General features: G+C 44.3%; 16 protein-coding genes and 1 pseudogene. 11 read left to right on the forward strand and 6 right to left on the reverse strand.

Features of this window, described 5'->3' with window-relative positions; genetic code table 11:
• Window positions 1–108: 108 nt before the first annotated feature.
• Both ACTIE0_RS16395 and ACTIE0_RS16400 read left to right on the forward strand, forming a co-directional pair.
• Window positions 109–1,464 (forward strand): serine hydrolase, encoded by a 1,356-nt coding sequence (locus ACTIE0_RS16395; protein WP_006625031.1) that lies wholly within the window; start codon window positions 109–111, stop codon window positions 1,462–1,464.
• Between the two features lie 4 nt (window positions 1,465–1,468).
• Complete coding sequence (locus ACTIE0_RS16400) at window positions 1,469–2,302, forward strand: alpha/beta fold hydrolase (protein ID WP_039933960.1); 834 nt, start codon at window positions 1,469–1,471, stop codon at window positions 2,300–2,302.
• Window positions 2,303–2,325: 23 nt separating this feature from the next.
• On the opposite strand, the gene ACTIE0_RS16405 is transcribed toward ACTIE0_RS16400, so the two are convergent.
• From ACTIE0_RS16405 to ACTIE0_RS16420, 4 genes are all read right to left on the reverse strand, one after another.
• Entirely contained in the window at window positions 2,326–2,592 is a 267-nt protein-coding gene (locus tag ACTIE0_RS16405) for a DUF1816 domain-containing protein (protein WP_006625033.1), read from the reverse strand.
• Window positions 2,593–2,751: 159 nt separating this feature from the next.
• Window positions 2,752–4,923 carry an alkaline phosphatase D family protein gene (locus tag ACTIE0_RS16410; RefSeq protein ID WP_006625034.1) on the reverse strand — a complete coding sequence of 724 codons (2,172 nt, stop codon included), beginning with the start codon at window positions 4,921–4,923 and terminating at the stop codon, window positions 2,752–2,754.
• 171 nt (window positions 4,924–5,094) lie between these two features.
• A complete protein-coding gene (locus ACTIE0_RS16415) occupies window positions 5,095–6,024 on the reverse strand; it encodes a class I SAM-dependent methyltransferase (protein WP_006625035.1) in 930 nt (309 codons plus the stop codon).
• A gap of 36 nt (window positions 6,025–6,060) precedes the next feature.
• Window positions 6,061–6,855, reverse strand: a complete 795-nt coding sequence (locus tag ACTIE0_RS16420; protein ID WP_006625036.1) for an alpha/beta fold hydrolase — start codon at window positions 6,853–6,855, stop codon at window positions 6,061–6,063.
• 451 nt (window positions 6,856–7,306) lie between these two features.
• Here ACTIE0_RS16420 and metG point away from each other — a divergent pair, with 451 nt between their 5' ends.
• From metG to ACTIE0_RS16455, 7 genes and pseudogenes are all read left to right on the forward strand, one after another.
• Window positions 7,307–8,911: a methionine--tRNA ligase gene (metG, locus tag ACTIE0_RS16425; RefSeq protein WP_006625037.1), complete on the forward strand. Its 1,605-nt coding sequence runs from the start codon at window positions 7,307–7,309 to the stop codon at window positions 8,909–8,911.
• 131 nt (window positions 8,912–9,042) lie between these two features.
• Window positions 9,043–9,660, forward strand: coding sequence for a LabA-like NYN domain-containing protein (locus tag ACTIE0_RS16430; protein WP_046319336.1), 618 nt, complete (start codon window positions 9,043–9,045; stop codon window positions 9,658–9,660).
• Complete coding sequence (gene lptC / locus ACTIE0_RS16435; RefSeq protein ID WP_439516936.1) at window positions 9,657–10,847, forward strand: LPS export ABC transporter periplasmic protein LptC; 1,191 nt, start codon at window positions 9,657–9,659, stop codon at window positions 10,845–10,847. Before ACTIE0_RS16430 ends, lptC begins: the two co-directional genes overlap by 4 nt.
• Window positions 10,848–11,195: 348 nt before the next feature.
• The gene (locus tag ACTIE0_RS16440) at window positions 11,196–12,200 is read left to right on the forward strand and encodes a phosphoribulokinase (protein WP_006625041.1); all 1,005 of its coding nucleotides are present in this window, start codon (window positions 11,196–11,198) and stop codon (window positions 12,198–12,200) included.
• A 433-nt stretch (window positions 12,201–12,633) separates the two neighbouring features.
• A pseudogene (locus ACTIE0_RS16445) lies at window positions 12,634–13,233 on the forward strand (IS607 family transposase).
• Window positions 13,190–14,314 carry an RNA-guided endonuclease InsQ/TnpB family protein gene (locus ACTIE0_RS16450; protein ID WP_439516937.1) on the forward strand — a complete coding sequence of 375 codons (1,125 nt, stop codon included), beginning with the start codon at window positions 13,190–13,192 and terminating at the stop codon, window positions 14,312–14,314. The pseudogene ACTIE0_RS16445 and the gene ACTIE0_RS16450 overlap by 44 nt, the downstream one beginning before the upstream one ends.
• A gap of 95 nt (window positions 14,315–14,409) precedes the next feature.
• Window positions 14,410–14,991: a DUF3611 family protein gene (locus ACTIE0_RS16455; protein WP_006622103.1), complete on the forward strand. Its 582-nt coding sequence runs from the start codon at window positions 14,410–14,412 to the stop codon at window positions 14,989–14,991.
• Between the two features lie 81 nt (window positions 14,992–15,072).
• On the opposite strand, the gene ACTIE0_RS16460 is transcribed toward ACTIE0_RS16455, so the two are convergent.
• Window positions 15,073–15,612 carry a hypothetical protein gene (locus ACTIE0_RS16460; RefSeq protein WP_006622102.1) on the reverse strand — a complete coding sequence of 180 codons (540 nt, stop codon included), beginning with the start codon at window positions 15,610–15,612 and terminating at the stop codon, window positions 15,073–15,075.
• A gap of 507 nt (window positions 15,613–16,119) precedes the next feature.
• On the opposite strand from ACTIE0_RS16460, the gene ACTIE0_RS16465 reads away from it, so the two are divergent.
• Together ACTIE0_RS16465 and ACTIE0_RS16470 are read left to right on the forward strand one after the other, a co-directional pair.
• Window positions 16,120–17,460 carry an adenylosuccinate synthase gene (locus ACTIE0_RS16465; RefSeq protein ID WP_006622101.1) on the forward strand — a complete coding sequence of 447 codons (1,341 nt, stop codon included), beginning with the start codon at window positions 16,120–16,122 and terminating at the stop codon, window positions 17,458–17,460.
• 95 nt (window positions 17,461–17,555) lie between these two features.
• Window positions 17,556–18,161: a 50S ribosomal protein L25/general stress protein Ctc gene (locus tag ACTIE0_RS16470; protein WP_006622100.1), complete on the forward strand. Its 606-nt coding sequence runs from the start codon at window positions 17,556–17,558 to the stop codon at window positions 18,159–18,161.
• Between the two features lie 124 nt (window positions 18,162–18,285).
• On the opposite strand, the gene ACTIE0_RS16475 is transcribed toward ACTIE0_RS16470, so the two are convergent.
• Window positions 18,286–19,302, reverse strand: coding sequence for an adenosine kinase (locus ACTIE0_RS16475; RefSeq protein ID WP_006668650.1), 1,017 nt, complete (start codon window positions 19,300–19,302; stop codon window positions 18,286–18,288).
• Window positions 19,303–19,693: the final 391 nt, after the last annotated feature.

The raw sequence follows: 19,693 nt of genomic DNA on the forward strand, positions 1-19,693 counted from the left end.
CGATTACACTTGTGGACGGGGTGCTGCCGACAGTCCCGGACGAAGCAAGAAATAAACATCAATATCCGGCTATGTCCCGTTTTGTTTAAGTTTTATAGAGCAGAAACAATGGCTGCACAATCGACCAATTTTCCCTACTTAGGCAGTCCCAAACGCAGTTTATTAAACCCACTCAAGTCAAAAACCCGGTGGCTGGGTGCTGTTGCCATTGCTGTCAGTATTGGCTTAACTCCAGCCTTACCTATGCTAGGGTCATCCTCAGCATTATATGGGGCTACTTCTCTCAATGAATTGATTAGCCTCCGGGACGAGTTATTATACATCCTAGAAAACCCCCCAGAATCAGCAGGTAATTCCCGTCAATTAATGTCATTATTTCCTAACCAGAGGCGGGAACCTTCTGAGCAGATAATCGAACAATTGCGCCACGTAGAAGTTCAAATCATGATTGAACAGCGGGCTAATGATAATTGGAAACAAGCGATAAGTTTAGCCCATCAAGCGGTAGATATTGGCAAAAGTTCTCCGCTATCCTGGGAAACTAGACAACAAATGGCAACCTTTTGGCAGAGGGCGATCGCCAATTTACAGGAAATTCCCCAGGATTCATTTTTAAGGGGACAAGCCACCGCGAAAATTTCCGAGTATCAAGACAACTATAATCGCCTCAAATTCCAGTTAAGAAACGCTCAATCGGAAATTTTAGAAGAAATTAGAGTTAGGAGTGGTTTATCGCGTAATGCGACCATCAGCGTTTGTAATTTAAACCGCCATTGTGCTAGTTTACGGGGTAGTCAAACTCCGGCGAGTCCGGCGAGTTTAATTAAAGTTCCTGTGGCGATCGCCTTATTACACAAAGCGGCTGAGGAACAGGTGAGTTTTGATCAAGAAATCTATGTCGAGGGGGGGAATTTTACCGAAGATGCTTCCTCAATTCGCGCCCGCCAATCCTACTCTCTCCAAATGTTAATGGCTCAAATGATTGACCATAGTAGTAATATCGCTACTAATCAACTTATCGACTATTTGAGTGCCGATTATATCAATAAACTACTAGAACGACACGGTTATCAAAAAACGCGGGTGCAATTTAAACTCATGGGCGATCGGATCATGCCTTTTAGACCCGGTAGAGGTCGCAATAGCATGACCAGTGATGAACTCACGGAAATGATGGTAGAAATCTACAACTATGAACACCCCCACTCGGAACTATTAATTGAGGCTTTAGGTCATCAGTACGATCGCGAAATTGGTTATCAAGCCTTACAAGGATTAAAAGCGCAGTGGTTAGGGGAAAAAACCGGTCAAAACTCTAGGGTAATTGGCACGACTTTAGCGGCTAGTATTGACGGGGAAAGGTATATTATTACCATTACCGATAACTCAGCCGGAAACATTCCCCAAGTCCGCAGAGCGATCGCTGGTATTGCCGAACATATTATCATGAGAGGGCAGTTATAAACTGATGAGTTTAGCTGTTTCCTTAAACTCGGAAATTCGCGGTCAAGGATTTCCGATACTGTGTCTTCATGGTCATCCTGGGTCAGGAGGCTGTATGTCAGTTTTTACAGATCACCTATCCCAAAACTATCAAACCATCGCCCCCGACCTGCGAGGCTATGGGAAAAGTCAGGTTAAACAACCCTTTGAGATGACCGATCATCTCCAGGATATCGAACAGCTTTTAGATAGCTTAAAAATAGATAAATGTTTAATTATCGGCTGGTCTTTGGGAGGTATACTCGCCCTAGAATTAGCATTAACAAACCCGGAAAGGTTTACGGGATTAATTTTAGTGGCGACTTCCGCCTATCCCCGTGGGAACCATCCTCCGATTTCATGGCTAGATAATCTATTAACCGGAATTGCGGGTATAATTAATTGGATATGGCCAGCTAGTCAGTGGAATATCAACCTTTTCGGTAAGCGATCGCTATTTCGCTACTTAATCCAACAGCATACAGCCACCGCCTATAAATACATAGCCAAACAAGCCACACCCGCCTATTTACAAACCTCCAGACCAGCAACCATAGCCCTGAGACAAGCATTAAAAAACCGATATAACCGTCTAGCTGAGTTGGGAAATATTAGCTGTCATTGTCTCATATTAGCCGGAGAATGCGATCGACATATTACCGCCATCTCCAGTCAAGAAACGGCGGCAAACTTACCCAATTCGCAGTTTAACTGCTATCCCAACACAGCCCATTTATTCCCTTGGGAGATCCCCGATCAAGTGATCACCGATATCGATAACTGGATCAAAAACCATCCTGATATTGTTGATATCTGGTGACCTGTCCCGCCCAAGTTAAGCCACTATGCCCACTGTAGGGGATTATCAAAATTTTGATCAAGATCCGCAGCCACCGTCAAAATATCAGGCTGACAGTGCTTAACTGCCACCTGTAGACCCGTGGCACCTTCACCTTGAATATCTTCAATATAACCGGGTTCTGCTTGTTCCGCCTCATCTTCGGTAAGAAACGGCCCAAAGTAATAGGTACATCGAGGCATTTCGGTCATAATTTCAACCCAAAACGCCAACCCAAAAGTGTTAAACTGGCTAACCACAAAATTTTTCATTGTTCTCTGTGACCTAGGGGGATGAAGTTTTAACATGGAGTAGATTCCTAGCGCTTACCCAAAAGCGACCCGACTTAATCATGATCGCCGCCAAACATAAATTTCCTATGAATTTTTACCGTTTGTTATAGTGCCTTATATCAAATTTTTCAAGCCCAATTATTGAGGATTTACCACAAAGTCGCTGACCACTTGGGGTTGACGATTAATTACCCGCGCCGGAACCCTTTGGACATCGACCTGTGTATAAGGTTCGACCCCATAAGTAGTCACCCTAAGCTGTTGAGTATTGGTATCAATGACGAACTCGGTCCAGCCAAAAGTATGAGCGGCAAAATAGGAACCCGGAACTATTTCCTGTGCATCAATTCCCGAACCCTCCAAACCAATAGGATTATAACCCATATCCTCAAGGCGAGTATTTAGGAGATTCTCCACCAGGCGATCGCGTTCCCAGCGCGTCTGTAACCCCTCATAAGTAGCCCTTCCTTGTCGGGTTAGTTGCCATTCAGTCGCCCCATCAACAGCCACCGGACCCAAAGTAGCCCCCACTAGACCCGATCCTAAATCGGTTTGTACCCCCACCGGACCTACGGTAATTTCCATAGCATTGATAGGAATTTGTGGCCCCCCAAACTCCTCAGCAAATGTCAAATTATTAACTACAGTTCCCCCAGCTCCCGCCGACACAAACACGACATTATCAATATTATTATCATCAATAAATTTCAGCAGTCTAGTTCGTTCAGCCGCGTATCCTTCCCAGCGATCGCTTGCACCCGGAATCCCCAAATTTTGCATAGGGACCGGAGAAAATATAAACTTCCAAGTTAAACCCGCCGCCTGTGCGCCCAGTAAATTTAACTGCAACTGTTGCAACTGAGTTCGTCCCAACATGGTTCGATTAGCATCAAAAGAATCCCGCAAAAATGCCTCAATATCTTCGGGAAAAGAAGTTTCGGCGACCTGTTCTAAGGGGGCATCCCGGAACGATCGCACATCCAACAAAAACGCCGCCGCATCATCTCCATAGGTCGTAGCGCGATACAGTTGTTCTCGGTTAGCGGTCCGGCGATCGCTAATGTCTCCATAACTTTCCCGTCGCCGAGGTTGATAATCTAAAAAACCCGCCAACGCCGTCTCAAAAATATCGCTATTATTCAACCAATCACCCTCTCCATCTTCCCCCAGACTACCCCCGGCAAAATTATCGATTATTTCCCCATCATTCAATACACCAAACATAGAAGTTGCTACCCGCAGATTTGCCCAAGGATTTAAAGTTATACGCTCCCGATAAATCTCATTATGTTTTGTGTGGAAATCTAACAAAGTTTCCGCCTGAGAAACACCGGGTAAATCAGGAGATTCGGTACTTGCAGAAATTGTATTTCCTAACTGCACAAAAAAATCCAGACCACGTTCTGGGGCATTTCTCACCGCGACATGAGGCATTAATTCACCCTGAGAATCACCAGCAGCCCCAAACCTTAAACCCCCTTGACTTCCCAAAGATAAAGGAGTGCGAAAAATACCGCGATCGCTCTCCCCCATAGCATTAGTAACCCGATAAAAATAAGGTGTCCCCGGCGTTAAATCAGACACAAATACCTTAACCGGAACCGTCGGATCAGAATTATTAGTAGTCAGTGTGGAAACCACATTATCAAAATTAGGGTCGGTGGCTGTTTCAAAAGTAATCGGACCCACCACAGTATTACGCGCCATTAAAATTGTGCTGTTTTCCCTAGTATCTCCACTAGCGACACGGTTGGGAAAACTGGAACCATTCACCTCCAGAAAAGCACTAAAATCACGATTTTGAGCCGCCCCAATATCCAAATAATGCTCGATCCCGGTCAGTTCATCACGTTCTACCCTCGCCGCCACATCAGGATTACGGGCTAAATAATAATTAGGGTTATACAATACACTAGGGCGAAAATCCTCAAATTGACCGGCTTTCACAAAATGCTCGATCGCTGTGATATCTCCGGCTTCTATGGCTGCTTGAATAAAGGGATATTCATTTATATAAAAATCCGTATTAAATAGAATACTGGGATCGCGCGCTTCCCGCTGACCGAAATTAATAAAATGTTGAAAACCACTGGCGATCGCACCTACATTTACCAACGCCGCCACATCAGGATTAGTCGTCAGATAATACAATTCATCATAAAGCGGTGTCGGTTGTCTAACCTGAAACTGACCTGACTCGATAAAATGTTCAAAGCCACTACTAATAACTCCCAAATCAACTGCTTGCGCTACATCAGGGTTATTGGCTAGATAAAACGATTCGCTGTAAAAATCTTCAGCGTTCAACATTCTTAATTACGCCATAAAAAATAATCTTCTACCCAGGGGCGGGTTTCATCTCCCAGCCTTCTCCCTCTCCCCCAAAGGGCGGGTTTATTCATCTTCTCGGTGGCAGCCGAGGAATTAGCAGAACCCGCCCCGACGATTAATAATTATTAATTATTAATTATTAATTATTAATTATCCATTGACTTTGGCGATCGCCGTATGATGACGGGGACTGTTACAGACAATGGTAGGGGTCTGAAAACCTGCTGATTTGAAGGTTTCAACTAGATCTAGGGTGAAATACTGATCGAGATAGGGTTCGGTACTTTTTAGGAGGGTGAGGATATAGGGTGGCATCTTAGCGAATACCTCTGATTGGGGGTTCATATCCATAACCGCCAGATGTCCGTTAGGGCGCAATAGGCGGCGGGCTTCCTTAAATATATTTCGGGTCGCCTCTTGTGGGAGTTCATGACAAACCAGACAAAGGGAAACCAAATCAAAGGAGTGGTCTGGTAGACCTGTAGCCTCAGCGGGGGCGTGTACCCAAGTGGGGGGGTGATCGGAGGACTTTTGGTTAGTGTTATAGGCAGCGATCGCCAAAAAATAGGGGGACAAATCCACCCCTACCATAGTAGCATCAGGATAGATCTGCTGCATGGTATTGGTACTTAATCCGACACTACAGCCGAGATCCACAATAGCTTTGGGCGGTTCGGGTAAGACCTGCTGTAGTACATGATGATAACTTTGTCGTAGGCGATCGTCTCCCGCCACCCCAGCATCAGGCCAGATTTTGGCGTGAACCGCCAACGCCGCCACTTCCACCTCTACAGCAGCCTGCCAGCTTAAATTTCCGTTATCATAGGCATGAAAAGACCTTAAATAATATTCTGGGTAAGCCAGAGCAGAACTATTCACCTGCTGAAATTCTGCCGACCAGTCTCTCTGTAGGAGGGTATTGGCATGAGAGCGCCACGGAACCCCCATTTTTTCAGCCCGATCAATCATCATCTGGCGGGCTTGATGTTTGGCGAACTTAGCTAGGGGTTTAATAGATAAAATACCATTGACCAGTCGCGATGCTGGTCCAATGGGTGGATTCTTAAAAGTTGTGGTCATATAGCCTGTGAATTAGCCTCAACAATTTTTCTGTGCCTAATTTGGGCAAACCAATTGGGTTTTAGTTAAACTCTGACCGAGATCATGATCTCGAATGATCTGACAAAGGTTAACATCAGTTTCTAACAGACAAGCATGGCCGCTGTTAGGGAGGATAACCATATTAGCTTTGGGTAGCTTCCTGGTTAAAAATTGAGCCTCTCTAATGGAGGGTAGCAGTCTATCGGAACCACTGGCAATCACCAAAACGGGTAAATCTAGTTGACGGAGTTGGTCTGGTTGAATATCAAACGATCGCAGCAGTCCCAAGCGCCAACTGGAAGTACGTTGAGGGACTGATTGCATAGCCTCTAACAAGGCTTGGCGATCGCTCGGAGAAATTCCTGGCAATTTAGCCAGAAACGGCAAGAATCCGATCATAGACAGGGGATATAACCAACTAGGTAGCCAGTCCGTCAAATGTGATCCCCATTCTATCCAAGGTTGTTGCTTAAAAGCAGAAGCCGGGTTAACTAAAATCAGACCTTTGAGTTGAGCACGAATTTTCATAGCCACCTTCATCGCCAGACAACCGCCGAAGGACTCCCCGCATAGATAAATATCTTGATTGAGGTTGAGGCTGAGTTCTTTTTGAATTAAATCCACAGTGCGATCGGTTAATCCATCCCAATGGTTGAGATCTTCGGGAGGAATACTCAAACAGCGCAGGTTAAAAAACTGAGACAGTCGGCGCTGTTGGGTTCGTAGGAGACGACCCGTACCATCCATCCCGGGTAAAAACAAAAATAGAGGTAGGTGCGACTGACCGGGTGTAGAGTTCAAAAAATACATCGTTGGCTAGATTGGGGAAATATAATGGTTGATCTCAGGTAGTTGATCCCATTAGCTCATTTTAGCTTAACATTACTTTACCTTCTTTCCACAGTCATTGAGATCTATCTATACCATCGGCGGAAACCACTAGACAGACGGGGATAAGTGGCTAACTACAGTTGGCGGTAAATCTGCCAATCAACCGCTCCGACCCGGTGAATCGATCGCGCTGGTATCTCCATTGAGTTTGTAGATCTTGATGAAAAAGTTAAGAATTCGTTGAGAATTTTTAACATTTTTTTAAAAAGTATTATCATTTATAGGCTTTAGTTTGAATGGTCAAAACAGTATCAAAATTTTGGCTGTTTTGACCCGTGACAGGGTTCGGGTGTCAGGGTAACCGACTCCGCCCCGAAGGCAGATCAAACCTAAGTAAGATCAGTTTAAGAGAGAAACTTGTATATCAGTCATGGATGTGACACCAAAAACTAAAAAGACGTTTTCCTTAACAACACCCCTATATTATGTGAATGACGTTCCCCATATTGGCAGCGCCTACACGACGATCGCCGCCGATGCGATCGCCCGTTGGAAGCGACTACAGGGATATGAAGTGCTGCTAATTACTGGTACCGACGAACACGGCCAGAAAATTCAACGGACAGCCGAGGAGGCGGGATGTTCTCCTCAAGTTCACTGTGATCGGATAGTCAGCAGTTTTGAGAGTCTGTGGAAACTGCTAGAAATTCAGTATGATCGTTTTAGTCGGACCACCAGCCCCCGTCACGAGGCGATCGTCAAAGAATTTTTCCAGCGGGTGTGGCAAAATGACGACATATATTTGAGCCAACAACAGGGCTGGTATTGTGTCAGCTGTGAAGAGTTCAAAGAAAAACGGGAACTAATAGACGAGAAATATTGCCCCATCCACGTGAATAAAGAAGTAGAATGGAGGGACGAGCAGAACTACTTTTTCCGTCTGTCAAAATATCAAAAACAGCTAGAAGCCCTTTATCATGATCACCCCGACTTCATCGGGCCAGAAAGTCGCCGGAATGAAGTTATCAGTTTTATTAAACAAGGATTACAGGATTTCTCCATTTCTAGGGTGAATCTTGACTGGGGTTTCCCAGTTCCCATTGATCCCAGTCAAACCCTATATGTTTGGTTTGATGCACTACTAGGATATGTCACCGCCCTAGTTGATCCCGACTCGGAACCTACCCTCTCTGAAGCGATCGCTAAATGGTGGCCGATAGACCTGCACCTAATTGGTAAAGACATCTTACGCTTCCATGCTGTTTACTGGCCAGCTATGTTAATGTCTGCCGACTTACCTTTACCTGGTCGTATCTTTGGACACGGTTTTCTAACTAAAGATGGTAAAAAGATGGGTAAGAGTTTAGGGAATACACTTAATCCCGTAGAGTTGGTGAACCAATTTGGTACCGATGCCGTCCGTTACTATTTCTTAAAGGAGATAGAATTTGGACAAGACGGTGATTATAATCAGACCAGATTTATTAATACCCTAAACGCCGACCTCGCCAATGATCTGGGAAACTTACTTAACCGGACTATGAAAATGGCTGCCAAATACTTTGAAGGTAGAGTTCCGGCGATCGCTGTAGATCATATCCAGACAGACAATCACCTAAAATCCATTGGTAGTTCCCTCGGTAACAGCGTTAGTCAATTCTATGAAAAACTGGCGTTTAGCCAAGTGTGTGAGGCGGTTCTGATTCTAGTTCAGGCTGGTAACAAATATGTAGACGAACAAGCACCCTGGTCACTGTATAAACAAGGGGAACTATCAGCCCTGATGGAAGTGATCTACTCCGTGCTTGAGTCCGTCCGACAATCGGCTTATTTATTAGCGCCAATTGTGCCAAATCTTAGCACCGCTGTCTACCAGCAACTGGGATACTCCCTGGATTTTCAAGACCCTGAATTGTCAGCCAAAATCACGGCTTTGGATAGCCATGCTCACTGGGGTATTTTACCAAGCGAGCAAGTCCTGGGAGAAGCTAAACCAGTTTTTAAAAAGCTGGAATTACCCAGCTCTGTGGTCTGATCAATTTATCTCCCGGAGACTTACAGAGAGGAGGGAGCCGATTTAATTCCTGAATTATTGACAACTCCATGTGGGATTGATATACACCTATTTGAGCGGCATCATAAAATCATAAATGAGGTTTAAAAATCATGTTGAATCATATCAACAACAGTAGTAACGACATATTCACCCCTGAACAGATTTTAGAAAATCGAGGGCGTGTGGCCATATTTATCGATGGCTCGAATCTGTTTTATGCGGCTTTGCAATTAGGGATTGAAATTGATTACACCAAATTACTGTGCAGGCTAACCAGTGGTTCCCGGTTATTGCGATCGTTTTTCTATACCGGGGTCGATCGCACTAATGAAAAGCAACAGGGATTTTTGCTATGGATGCGTCGCAATGGCTATCGGGTAGTTGCTAAAGACTTAGTACAACTGCCAGATGGCTCTAAAAAAGCTAACCTAGATGTAGAAATTGCCGTAGATATGATCGCTCTAGTGGGTGCTTATGATACGGCGGTGCTAGTTAGTGGTGATGGCGATTTAGCTTATGCGGTCGATTGTGTCAGCTATAGAGGTGTGCGGGTGGAAGTGATTAGTTTGCGCGCGATGACTAGCGATAGCCTAATTAATGTGGCCGATCGCTATATTGATCTCGAAGCGATCAAAGACGACATTCAAAAAACCCCCCGCAGCCCAGGATATAGCTACCGTCCCCTATCAAGCATTAGTTTGATTGATGGAAAGGTTGAAGGCGCGTGATTTTTAAGAACTCAAACTACAGCCAACAGACAATCCCTGGCTTCTTAGGCTTGGGGATTGTTCAAATGATGTTGCTGATGTTGGTAATTTCTGGCGGGGGACTGGTAGGGTGTCAATCCCCCCAACCTTCAGAACCAACTACTTCTGGGGACCAGCCACCCTCAGAAGAGTTTGAGAACACCCTCACTCTCGAAGATGTGGTACTCGAACAAGTAGACGAAGATGGCCAACTGCTGTGGCAGGTAGAGGCTAAACAAGCAAGTTATAGTCAAGATCAGAAAATTGCCACAGTGACTGAACCTGTGGGGGAACTGTTTGTCAAGGGTGAGTTACGCTATAAAATCGAAGCTAAACAGGGAGAACTGCACCAAGATGGTCAGCGACTGTTTCTCCGAGATGATATTGTCGCGGTTGATCTGGAAAATGGTATTGTTTTGCGCGGTCAAGAGTTGGAATGGATTGTTAATGAGCAAATTATGATTGTTCGTGACAATGTGACCGGAGAACATGAAAAAATGCAGGCGATCGCTACTGAGGTCCAATTGTTCAACGATGACAAGCGCGTGGAATTTTGGAACCAAGTGGTGATCAACTTTAAGGAAGTAGGGGTGCAGCTACGCACTGATCATGTCATCTGGCGATGGGAAGAAGAAAGATTTATTTCTGACCGTCGGGTGGAAATCGATCGCCTAGAAAATATGGTGGTTACTGATCGCGCTGTCGCTAAAAGTGCCGAACTAGATTTAACTACAGCTATAGCCACTTTCAAAGATCATGTTCAGATTGCCCTGTCTAACCCGCCATTACAGCTTTCCAGTGATAAATTACAGTGGAACTACCAAGAACAAACTCTTAATTCCCCAGGGCCAATTACTATTATCGATCGCCAACAGCAATTGACTTTTTCGGGTGATCAGGGTTGGGGAGATTTGGACAACCAAATTTTTAACCTGATTGGTAATGTTCTGGGGGTGGCTCAAAACCCACAGGCTCAAATTAATGCTGATCTACTCACCTGGTATGTACCACAACAAGCATTTAAAGCTGAAGGTGATGTAATTTACCGCCAAGTTGACCCCCAGATGACTCTGCGGGGAGAAGTGGCCACCGGACAATTTTCTACTCAAACTGTCGTGGTCACTGGCAGAAATCAGGGCGATCGGGTAGTTACCGAAATTTTCCCCTAAACTAAATTCAATCAGGCTGGCAATTGATGTTAAAATAGCCCCACACCACTTGCGAAGTCAATAACCCCTATTCTGGCTTCAATTTTTCTCGCGATAAGTGAGAACGATTACATCTTGTAGGGATGATCCCCTTCTGGTAAAATCAATATCTAAAGTTAGTATAAAATACTTAGCTTACCAGATAACCAGGCCATTGTGTCAGTGGGGAGTCAGTAAGCTGTCTACCGATCGAGATTGGCTATACCTACATGGGTAGTCGCCAATTCTCAATTGTGACACTGGCCTGGGTTGTCCTGCTCAAAATAGAGTGGTTGAGCTTGTAAACAGTTTTTTGCTTAGAGGGAACCTATGGTAAATCAGCCGGATCGCGTAGTTTTAATTGGTGTTGCTGGGGATTCCGGGTGCGGAAAATCTACCTTTTTGCGTCGTATAACAGACATCTTTGGAGAAGATTTTGTTACGGTCATCTGTTTAGATGATTATCATAGTCTCGATCGCAAGCAACGTAAGGAAACCGGGATTACCGCTCTCGACCCCCGCGCTAACAATTTCGACCTGATGTATGAGCAGATTAAAACGCTCAAAAGTGGTCAATCTATCAATAAACCTATCTATAACCATGAAACTGGTCTGATCGATCCGCCAGAACGTATCGATCCTAATCACATTGTGGTTATTGAAGGTCTACACCCCTTGTATGATGAGCGTGTCAGAGGTCTGTTAGACTTTAGCGTTTACCTCGATATTAGTGATGAGGTCAAAATCTCCTGGAAAATACAGCGGGATATGGCTGAACGGGGACACCGCTATGAGGATGTTCTGGCTTCTATTAATGCTCGTCGTCCTGACTTTGAAGCCTATATCGATCCTCAGAAGCAATATGCAGATGTGGTCATCCAAATTCTACCTACCAAATTGATTCCTGATGATAAGGAACACAAAGTCCTACGGGTGCGCCTCATGCAGCGCGATGGAGTAGAAGGTTTTGAACCGGCTTATCTGTTTGATGAGGGATCAACCATCCACTGGACTCCTTGCGGTCGTAAGCTGACTTGTTCTTATCCCGGTATCAAGATGTTCTATGGGCCTGATGGTTACTATGGAAATGAGGTCTCTGTACTAGAGGTGGATGGGAAGTTCGATAACCTCGAAGAGATGATCTATGTTGAAGGTCACATGAGCAATATTGCTACCAAATACTACGGTGAACTCACCCATCTGTTGCGGGAACACCAAGACTACCCCGGTTCTAATGATGGCACTGGACTGTTCCAAGTTCTGGTCGGTCTGAAAATGCGATCCACTTATGAACGCTTGGTCGGAAAAGGTGAAAAAGTGGCGGCGGCTGTTTAGCTATACGCTATTTGATTTTAACTCGCCCTTGGCTATTCGCTGAGGGCTTTTTTTTGCCGCTGTCTTGATTTTTTATTCAATTTTAGGCAGTCCCAACCTAGGGGTTGACAAAAGGTGGCGATCGCGGTTACAATATTGACATATTGTTAAATAATTAAACATTGGCAAAAATAAAAAAATTACAAATATTCCATTATACTAGAAGTATAGCAGCAACCCCAGCCAAAGGCAACCCCTCCCCCCCAAAAAGGCCAATTTTTTCACAAAAGTTACAAAAGTTAACATAATTCCTAGCTTGATAATTCAAGTTGGGGGAAAAAGGACAGCACAGGACAGCACAGGACGTGCTTGCTAGTAACAAAAAACTTATTCAAACCTACACACAAACCAAAAACCTTGTACTATGCAAACAACCACAATAACCGGAGTTAAAGTGCCAAAATATGTTACACCCAGCGTTGCCACCTGGCGAAGATGGAAAAAACTCGGCGCAATTAAAGCCGTTCGTACCGTTGGCAACCAACGAAGATACATCATCGAAGAAGCCGAGAAACAAAAGCCCATTGTCTGTTATGCAAGAGTCAGCACCCATTCCCAAAAGGATGACCTCATTAGACAGGCTGAATTTCTACGCAGAGCATACCCAACAGCATAAATTCTTACAGAAGTTGGCAGTGGACTCAATTTTAAACGGCGAAAATTCCTCGCTATATTGGAACGAATATACGAAGGAAATATCGGCACACTTGTCATCGCTCACGCCGATAGGCTTGTCCGTTTCGGATTTCCACTCATTGAATGGTTATGTGCAAAAAGTGGATGTTAATTCGTGGTTCTCAGGAAAAAGAGTCTCTCTCCAGAACAAGAACTCGTTAGCGATATCTTGTCCATCCTCCACTGTTTCTCTGCTCGGCTTTACGGACTACGAAAGTACGAAAAACAAGCCCGTCAAGAACTTCAAAAAGAAACCCCGTCATCAGACAAGCCAGATGACTCCAAACAGTTTGAGCCAAGTGAGATTGTATCCTTGTAAAGAATTACACACCGTTTGGAAACGTTGGTTAGCTGCTTATCGGTGGATTTATAACTATACCATTGCTACTTTGAAACATGGCTATCAAGGGACCTGTTTTGACTGCCAAAAGTTAGTCAGAGATAGTGAAAAACCGGAATGGGTGAAATTTTTACCAGGACATCAATTACAGGAAGCAGTAGCCGATGCTTTCGATGCTTTTAAACAAGCTAATGCGGCTGGGGGTCAAGTCAAATTCAAGTCCTGCCGGGCACCATCTCAAATCATTAAATTCAAGGTAAATAACTTTAAAAATGGAACTTGGTATACCCGTTTAACTAAAGGTTTAACCTTTACTTCACCTCAAGCTATACCTAAGAATTGCCTTTATGGAACGCAATTAAAGTATGCCAGGGGTAAATGGTATGGTTGTTTTCCAGAGTATCAAGAGCGAGAAACAACAGAGCAAAAGCGAGTTATGGCTTTAGACCCTGGTGTGCGCTCCTTTTTGGTGGGTTATGATGGTGAATCAATTACGGAATTTGCCACTAATGATATTGGCAAAATCAATCGCCTTTGCTACCATTTAGACCTTTTAATGAGCCGGATTAGCCAATGTAAAATTAAACGAAAACGAGATCAAATGCGTAAAGCTTCTCATCGAATGCGGGAGCGGATTCGTAACCTAGTGGATGATTTACATAAGAAAGTCGCTCATTTCTTGGTTAATCACTATAAACTTATCTTTCTTCCTACTTTTAATTCTAGTCAAATGGTTTTAAAATCTCGTAGAAAGCTCAACTCTAAGTCAGTGAAAAACTTGTTAACTTGGAGTCACTACAGATTTGCTAAACATCTGATGCAACAGGCAGAAAGAAAAGGTGTTTTAGTGGTTCGTTGTAACGAAAGTTATACCTCTAAAACCTGCCCCCATTGTGGTAAAATCCATGAGAAACTAGGGGGAAGTAAGGTTTTTAAATGTCCTAATTGCGGCTATACAGCACCCCGTGATTGGGTAGGCGCACGAAACATTATGCTTCGTGCTTTGCAGGCTACTGCCGTTGTCTTCCAAGACAATGCGATACTTTTTCAATCTGTGTAAAGCTTTCATAATTTTTGTACAGGTTTGAACAGGTTAAATGTAGCACACCGAACTGATTATCTACCATTGGTCAAGTCAAAATATAGCCTCAAACAATGTCTAATCCATCTGAACGCCCAGCTTTACCTGCGTCCGCCCAGCGAGTTGCTGTTGCCCTCCGTAGGGCGGGATGGATCTGTTTTTGGGCGCAGCTTGTCCTAGCTGTAATTTCTGCCATTATCCTATTTTTTGCGGCTGTAGCCGCCCAAACTACCGGCGGCGGGAGTACATCCGCCGTGACTAGCGGCGGTTTCTTTTTTGCCGTGGCTGGCTTGTTGGTGTTGGGGTTCAGTACCTATCAAGCCTATGCTTATACTCGCCTATCTAAACGCTTACGAGAGGGTAGACCGCAGCGACCTTCCCGCGCTGACACTATTAAGCAAATTCGCATTACCCTAATTAGTAATTTGGTGGGAATGACTCTCACCCTCATTGCGGCAGAGGCGATCGGTGGGATATTATTTGCTAAAGCCCTCTCTCAACCTACTTCCCAGTTAGTATTCGGAACCGGTACTGTTCGCGACTTTATCCAACCTCTAGATCTGATTGTCGTTCTCGCCAGCAATCACACCATTCTAGCCCACTTTGTCGGTATTGTTGCCTCAATTTGGTTAATTGACCAGATTTATAAGCAATAAGGGCGGGTGATATGATCGGGTGATTCCTTCGTCTCTACGGGTGGGGGAACATTTGCCAGAAACCACCCCTAGAGCATGATTTTAAATTTCTTCCATGTCAATATATAAAATTTCTTCTGGTTCAATTACTTTCGGTAAATGAGTTAAGCGATATTGGGTTCCTTTGGGAATTATGATTTCATTTTCGCTGTAAATTAAAAACTCTTTAATTGAAATGCCAGAAATATTATTTTTAATCCTGATGATTACTGGATAGGCAGAATAAGCATAATCTTCCGCTACTAACTCATCGGAGGTAAAGCTGGTCATATAGTCAATAGTATATCCGCAATTGCGTTGAATAAGTGTCAGAAAAGATTGCAGTTTTTCTAATTTACTAAAAGGGATACCACGATAAATAGTGCCTTGGTAGGGAGGCATACGGTTCACAAAATTATTAACCAGTTGAATGTCGGGGGTAGTTTTGCCTTCTCGCTCAAGGTTTTTGATGTTCATGAAGCCAGAGGGGGTTGATTTGGTGATTTTGTCGATCGCAACTTCTGCCTCAAATTGGCTCATGCCAGTAAGTTTCTGCACTTTGTGTAATAAGTTTATATTGGCTTCATTTAGAGTATTAATCATGGTAATGCTATCCTAATTGGTAATTTTAAATCAACGGAATTCCGGATTTTTTAGATAAAAAAATTCCCCCTAATCATTGAGGATTAGTCAATGTCGCTGACTGGCAACAATTACGGAGTTGATTGAGAAGTTGATTGATAAAAAGTCAAAAGCAATCAGTCTAATTAATAAAAGAGAAGCAGACGAACTTTAAAGGGGTTTTTTAAATTTATCAAAATCCCTAATGGGGTATTTGATGGGAAAAAGAGAGTTTGGGCTGATTACTTATACTCCTCTTTTACTAAGATACAACAATTTCTGTAGCTTATTTTACAAAAACACATTTTTTTACAAAACTTTACATGATATCGGGGAGCCGAATTAGGGTGGTGAGATTTCTGGTGAAGCCGAGGAGAAGCAGGTTCTAAGGCTATTGGGGGAGATTTGGCGATCGAAGTATTTGACATGACACCAATGGACATTAGATAATAGGAGTTTGTGTAAACCGTAGCTTGGCGTAAGAGTCCCTTGGCTAACGTAATCGTAATAGGTGCCCAGTGGGGCGACGAAGGAAAAGGAAAAGTTACCGATCTCCTCAGCAAATCGGCTGATGTTGTGGTTCGCTACCAAGGAGGAGTGAATGCGGGTCATACCGTTGTAGTCAACGGCCAGACCTTTAAACTGCATCTGATTCCATCGGGAATTTTGTATCCTGATACCGAGTGCATTATCGGTTCGGGGACGGTGATTGATCCCAAAATATTGATTGGAGAACTGGACCAACTAGAAGAACTTGGCATTTCTACCGCCAAACTGATGATCGCTCAAACGGCTCATGTGACGATGCCTTATCACCGTTTGATTGATCAGGCATCGGAGGAACGCCGAGGAACTCGTAAAATTGGGACAACGGGCAGAGGTATTGGTCCGACCTATGCTGATAAGTCAGAACGCACGGGTATTCGAGTCATTGATTTGATGGACTCGGAAAGTCTGCGATCGCAACTCGAATGGACAATTAAATATAAAAACGTCCTCCTCGAAAAACTCTATGATCTGCCCCCGGTAGACCCGGAAGCAGTGATCACAGAATATCTGGGATATGCAGAACGCCTGCGTCCCCATGTGGTTGATGCCTCCTTGAAAATTGATAATGCTGTGCGGAAACGGCACAATATTTTATTTGAAGGAGCCCAGGGAACCCTACTAGACCTAGATCATGGCACTTATCCCTATGTCACCTCATCTAATCCGGTGGCGGGTGGCGCTTGTGTGGGCGCTGGTGTGGGACCAACCATGATTGATCGGGTGATTGGTGTGGCGAAAGCCTATACTACCAGGGTGGGAGAGGGACCTTTTCCTACGGAAATGGTTGATGGCATTGGTCAGGTATTATGCGATCGCGGCGCGGAATTTGGAACCACCACCGGACGACAACGGCGGTGTGGTTGGTTTGATGGGGTGATTGGTCGCTATGCAGTGCGTATTAATGGCTTAGACTGTCTGGCTATTACCAAACTTGATGTTTTGGATGAGTTGGAAGAGATCAAAGTTTGCGTCGCCTATAATCTTGATGGTGAACGCTGCGAAGATTTCCCTAGTGATGGTCGCAAGTTTGCTCGCTGTCAGCCGATTTATGAAACCTTACCGGGATGGAAAAAATCTACGGCTGAATGTCGCGATTTGGAAGACTTACCGAAACAAGCTCTTGATTATCTCAAGTTTTTGGCGGAATTAATGGAGGTTCCGATCGCCATTGTTTCTCTAGGAGCCAGTCGCGATCAAACCATTATTGTCGAAGACCCCATTCACGGCCCGAAAAGAGCTTTATTAGATGCCAAAGGTCAGCCCGTAGAGCATCAATCTTAACCCGAGTGATCAAATTTTATGGGGTGGCGATCGCTCGGCATTTTTGGGTTAAAATATCCCTAAATTCATCACAGTTTAGTTAGTAGGAAATAATCATGGAAATCACTGTACAATGTCAGAAGCGACCATCAGGTTCTAAACCGAGAGCTTTACGCCGTGAGGGTCTAATTCCCGCCGTTCTTTATGGTCATAAAGGGGCTGAATCTGAAGAACTGACCATTGATGCCAAAAGCGCTGAAAATCTCATGAAAAAGGGAGCCGTGAATCATACCTTGATTCAACTGAATATTCCCGATTTATCCTGGGCTGGTAAGGCTCTGTTGCGGGAAGTACAAACCCACCCATGGAAAGGCTTTCCTTATCATCTGAGTTTTTTCTCAGTAGGAACTCTCGAGAGTGTGGAAGTCACTATTCCCCTAAACTTTATCGGCGAACCCATCGGAGTTAAAAATAGTGGGGGAATGCTTGATCTAGTAATTACTGAAGTGCAAGTAAACTGCAAGCCAGGGAATATTCCCGAAGCTATTGATGTAGAAGTTTCTTCACTAGAAGTTGGCGATGCGCTGCATATTAGTGAACTGCAACTCCCAGAGGGTGTAGAAGTTATTGCTGAGGCTGATCAAGTAGTGGCTTCAATTCTGTATCGTGGTGGCGGACAAGCTGAAGACGGGGAAGGAGAAACTGAGGCAGCTACAGCTTAATCAGAATTAGGGGCGGTTTGGACCGGGTACAAACAAGATAGATATTCCTATTTCTGTAGTCCGGGGTTAAGGAGAGAGTAGGAAACCGCCCCTACAGGATAATGATCGATAATCGATGATCAAATTAGCGGCTGATGATTTTTTCTAGCTGTGACCGATAGGATTCTGATAAACGAGGGCCCCGGACTTGTACAATTTGAGAACCTAGATAATTCCCCCAGCGAGCAGCTTTCTCAGTAGTTAATCCGTTAGTGAGTCCATAGAGAACGCCACCAGCAAAAGCATCCCCCGCACCTACAGTATCAATAGGCTTCACCGGAAAACCAGAAACCGGGGTAATGGTTTGATTTTGGACAACTAAACAGCCTTGACCGCCATTAGTAATGAAAATTAGATCCGCTAAGGAAGACATTTGACGCGCACAGGCTTCTAGGTCTGTTTCTTGACAAAACGCCTTGACTTCATCTGCATTACAGAAAATCACATCAGCATATTCTGCTGATAATTGTCGCAGTTCCTCGCCGTGTCGTTCCACCAGGAATAGGTCAGAAAAGGTGAGAGCCACCTTAATATTATGGGTTTGAGCTTGTTGGAGGATATCTAAACAGGCTAGGCGGGGTTCAGGAGCATCCCAGAGATAACCTTCAATATATACATATTGGCTGCGGCGAAATGCTTCCCAATCGATATCGGCTGGAGACAGAGCAATAGATACCCCTAAATTAGTACATAAGGTGCGTTCTGCGTCTGGGGTGGTCAGGACTAAACAGGTTCCTGTGGGTCCTTGTTCTTCAGTAGCCGATTTAACCCCAAACTCAATTCCGGCGGCGGTCATGTCTTGTCTGTAAAACTCGCCGTTGGTGTCGGAACCTACTTTGGCTGCAAAATAACCAGTTCCACCACTTTGAGCGATCGCCATCATGGTATTAGCAGCAGAACCGCCACAGCTTAATTTAAGTGGGCTATTCTCCAACTCTTGCAATAAAGTACCCTGTTGGTGAGCATCCATCAGAGTCATACCGCCGCGACCCAGTTGATGAGTTTCCAGAAAATCATCTTCGACAAAGGCCAGAATATCTAATAGGGCATTTCCTACCCCAAACACATCTAAAGATTTTCCGTCCTGTGCATTTATAACCATTGTATTGCTTTAGTATTGATCAAAGTATAGGAGTTTGAGGAAGGGATTTCACCCGGCCACCTACTACGGTGGAGTCATTTTTCTAGTTGGCGATAGGCTTGAATGGCAAAAAAGAAAAACCCTACGGAACCTAAGAGGAGTAACACGGGTTCAATAAGACTGCCTGTAAAAATTTCGCTCATAGCCTTAACCTTAACTTTTTCATCGCAGGATTCTGTTTAATATACCACAACCCGATTGCCGAAATCGCCGATTTTCCATAATCCACAAGCATTTGGGCTGAGTGGTAGCCGCGCGTGGCCACTTAGCAGATAGAGCATGATTTAATCTCAAATTAGGTTAATATTTTAGGGCAATACGGTATAATAAGCGAGAAGAGTTGAGGATAAAC

It is taken from the genome of Limnospira sp. (assembly GCF_051859755.1).
In the GTDB taxonomy this organism is placed as follows: Bacteria; Cyanobacteriota; Cyanobacteriia; order Cyanobacteriales; family Microcoleaceae; genus Limnospira; species Limnospira fusiformis.

Bases quoted from the DNA above. Each gene is read 5' to 3' on its own strand.
- ACTIE0_RS16395 (WP_006625031.1), top strand. From the start codon at position 109: ATGGCTGCACAATCGACCAATTTTCCCTACTTAGGCAGTCCCAAACGC.
- ACTIE0_RS16400 (WP_039933960.1), top strand. From the start codon at position 1,469: ATGAGTTTAGCTGTTTCCTTAAACTCGGAAATTCGCGGTCAAGGATTT.
- ACTIE0_RS16405 (WP_006625033.1), bottom strand. From the start codon at position 2,592: ATGAAAAATTTTGTGGTTAGCCAGTTTAACACTTTTGGGTTGGCGTTT.
- ACTIE0_RS16410 (WP_006625034.1), bottom strand. From the start codon at position 4,923: ATGTTGAACGCTGAAGATTTTTACAGCGAATCGTTTTATCTAGCCAAT.
- ACTIE0_RS16415 (WP_006625035.1), bottom strand. From the start codon at position 6,024: ATGACCACAACTTTTAAGAATCCACCCATTGGACCAGCATCGCGACTG.
- ACTIE0_RS16420 (WP_006625036.1), bottom strand. From the start codon at position 6,855: ATGTATTTTTTGAACTCTACACCCGGTCAGTCGCACCTACCTCTATTT.
- metG (WP_006625037.1), top strand. From the start codon at position 7,307: ATGGATGTGACACCAAAAACTAAAAAGACGTTTTCCTTAACAACACCC.
- ACTIE0_RS16430 (WP_046319336.1), top strand. From the start codon at position 9,043: ATGTTGAATCATATCAACAACAGTAGTAACGACATATTCACCCCTGAA.
- ACTIE0_RS16440 (WP_006625041.1), top strand. From the start codon at position 11,196: ATGGTAAATCAGCCGGATCGCGTAGTTTTAATTGGTGTTGCTGGGGAT.
- ACTIE0_RS16450 (WP_439516937.1), top strand. From the start codon at position 13,190: ATGACTCCAAACAGTTTGAGCCAAGTGAGATTGTATCCTTGTAAAGAA.
- ACTIE0_RS16455 (WP_006622103.1), top strand. From the start codon at position 14,410: ATGTCTAATCCATCTGAACGCCCAGCTTTACCTGCGTCCGCCCAGCGA.
- ACTIE0_RS16460 (WP_006622102.1), bottom strand. From the start codon at position 15,612: ATGATTAATACTCTAAATGAAGCCAATATAAACTTATTACACAAAGTG.
- ACTIE0_RS16470 (WP_006622100.1), top strand. From the start codon at position 17,556: ATGGAAATCACTGTACAATGTCAGAAGCGACCATCAGGTTCTAAACCG.
- ACTIE0_RS16475 (WP_006668650.1), bottom strand. From the start codon at position 19,302: ATGGTTATAAATGCACAGGACGGAAAATCTTTAGATGTGTTTGGGGTA.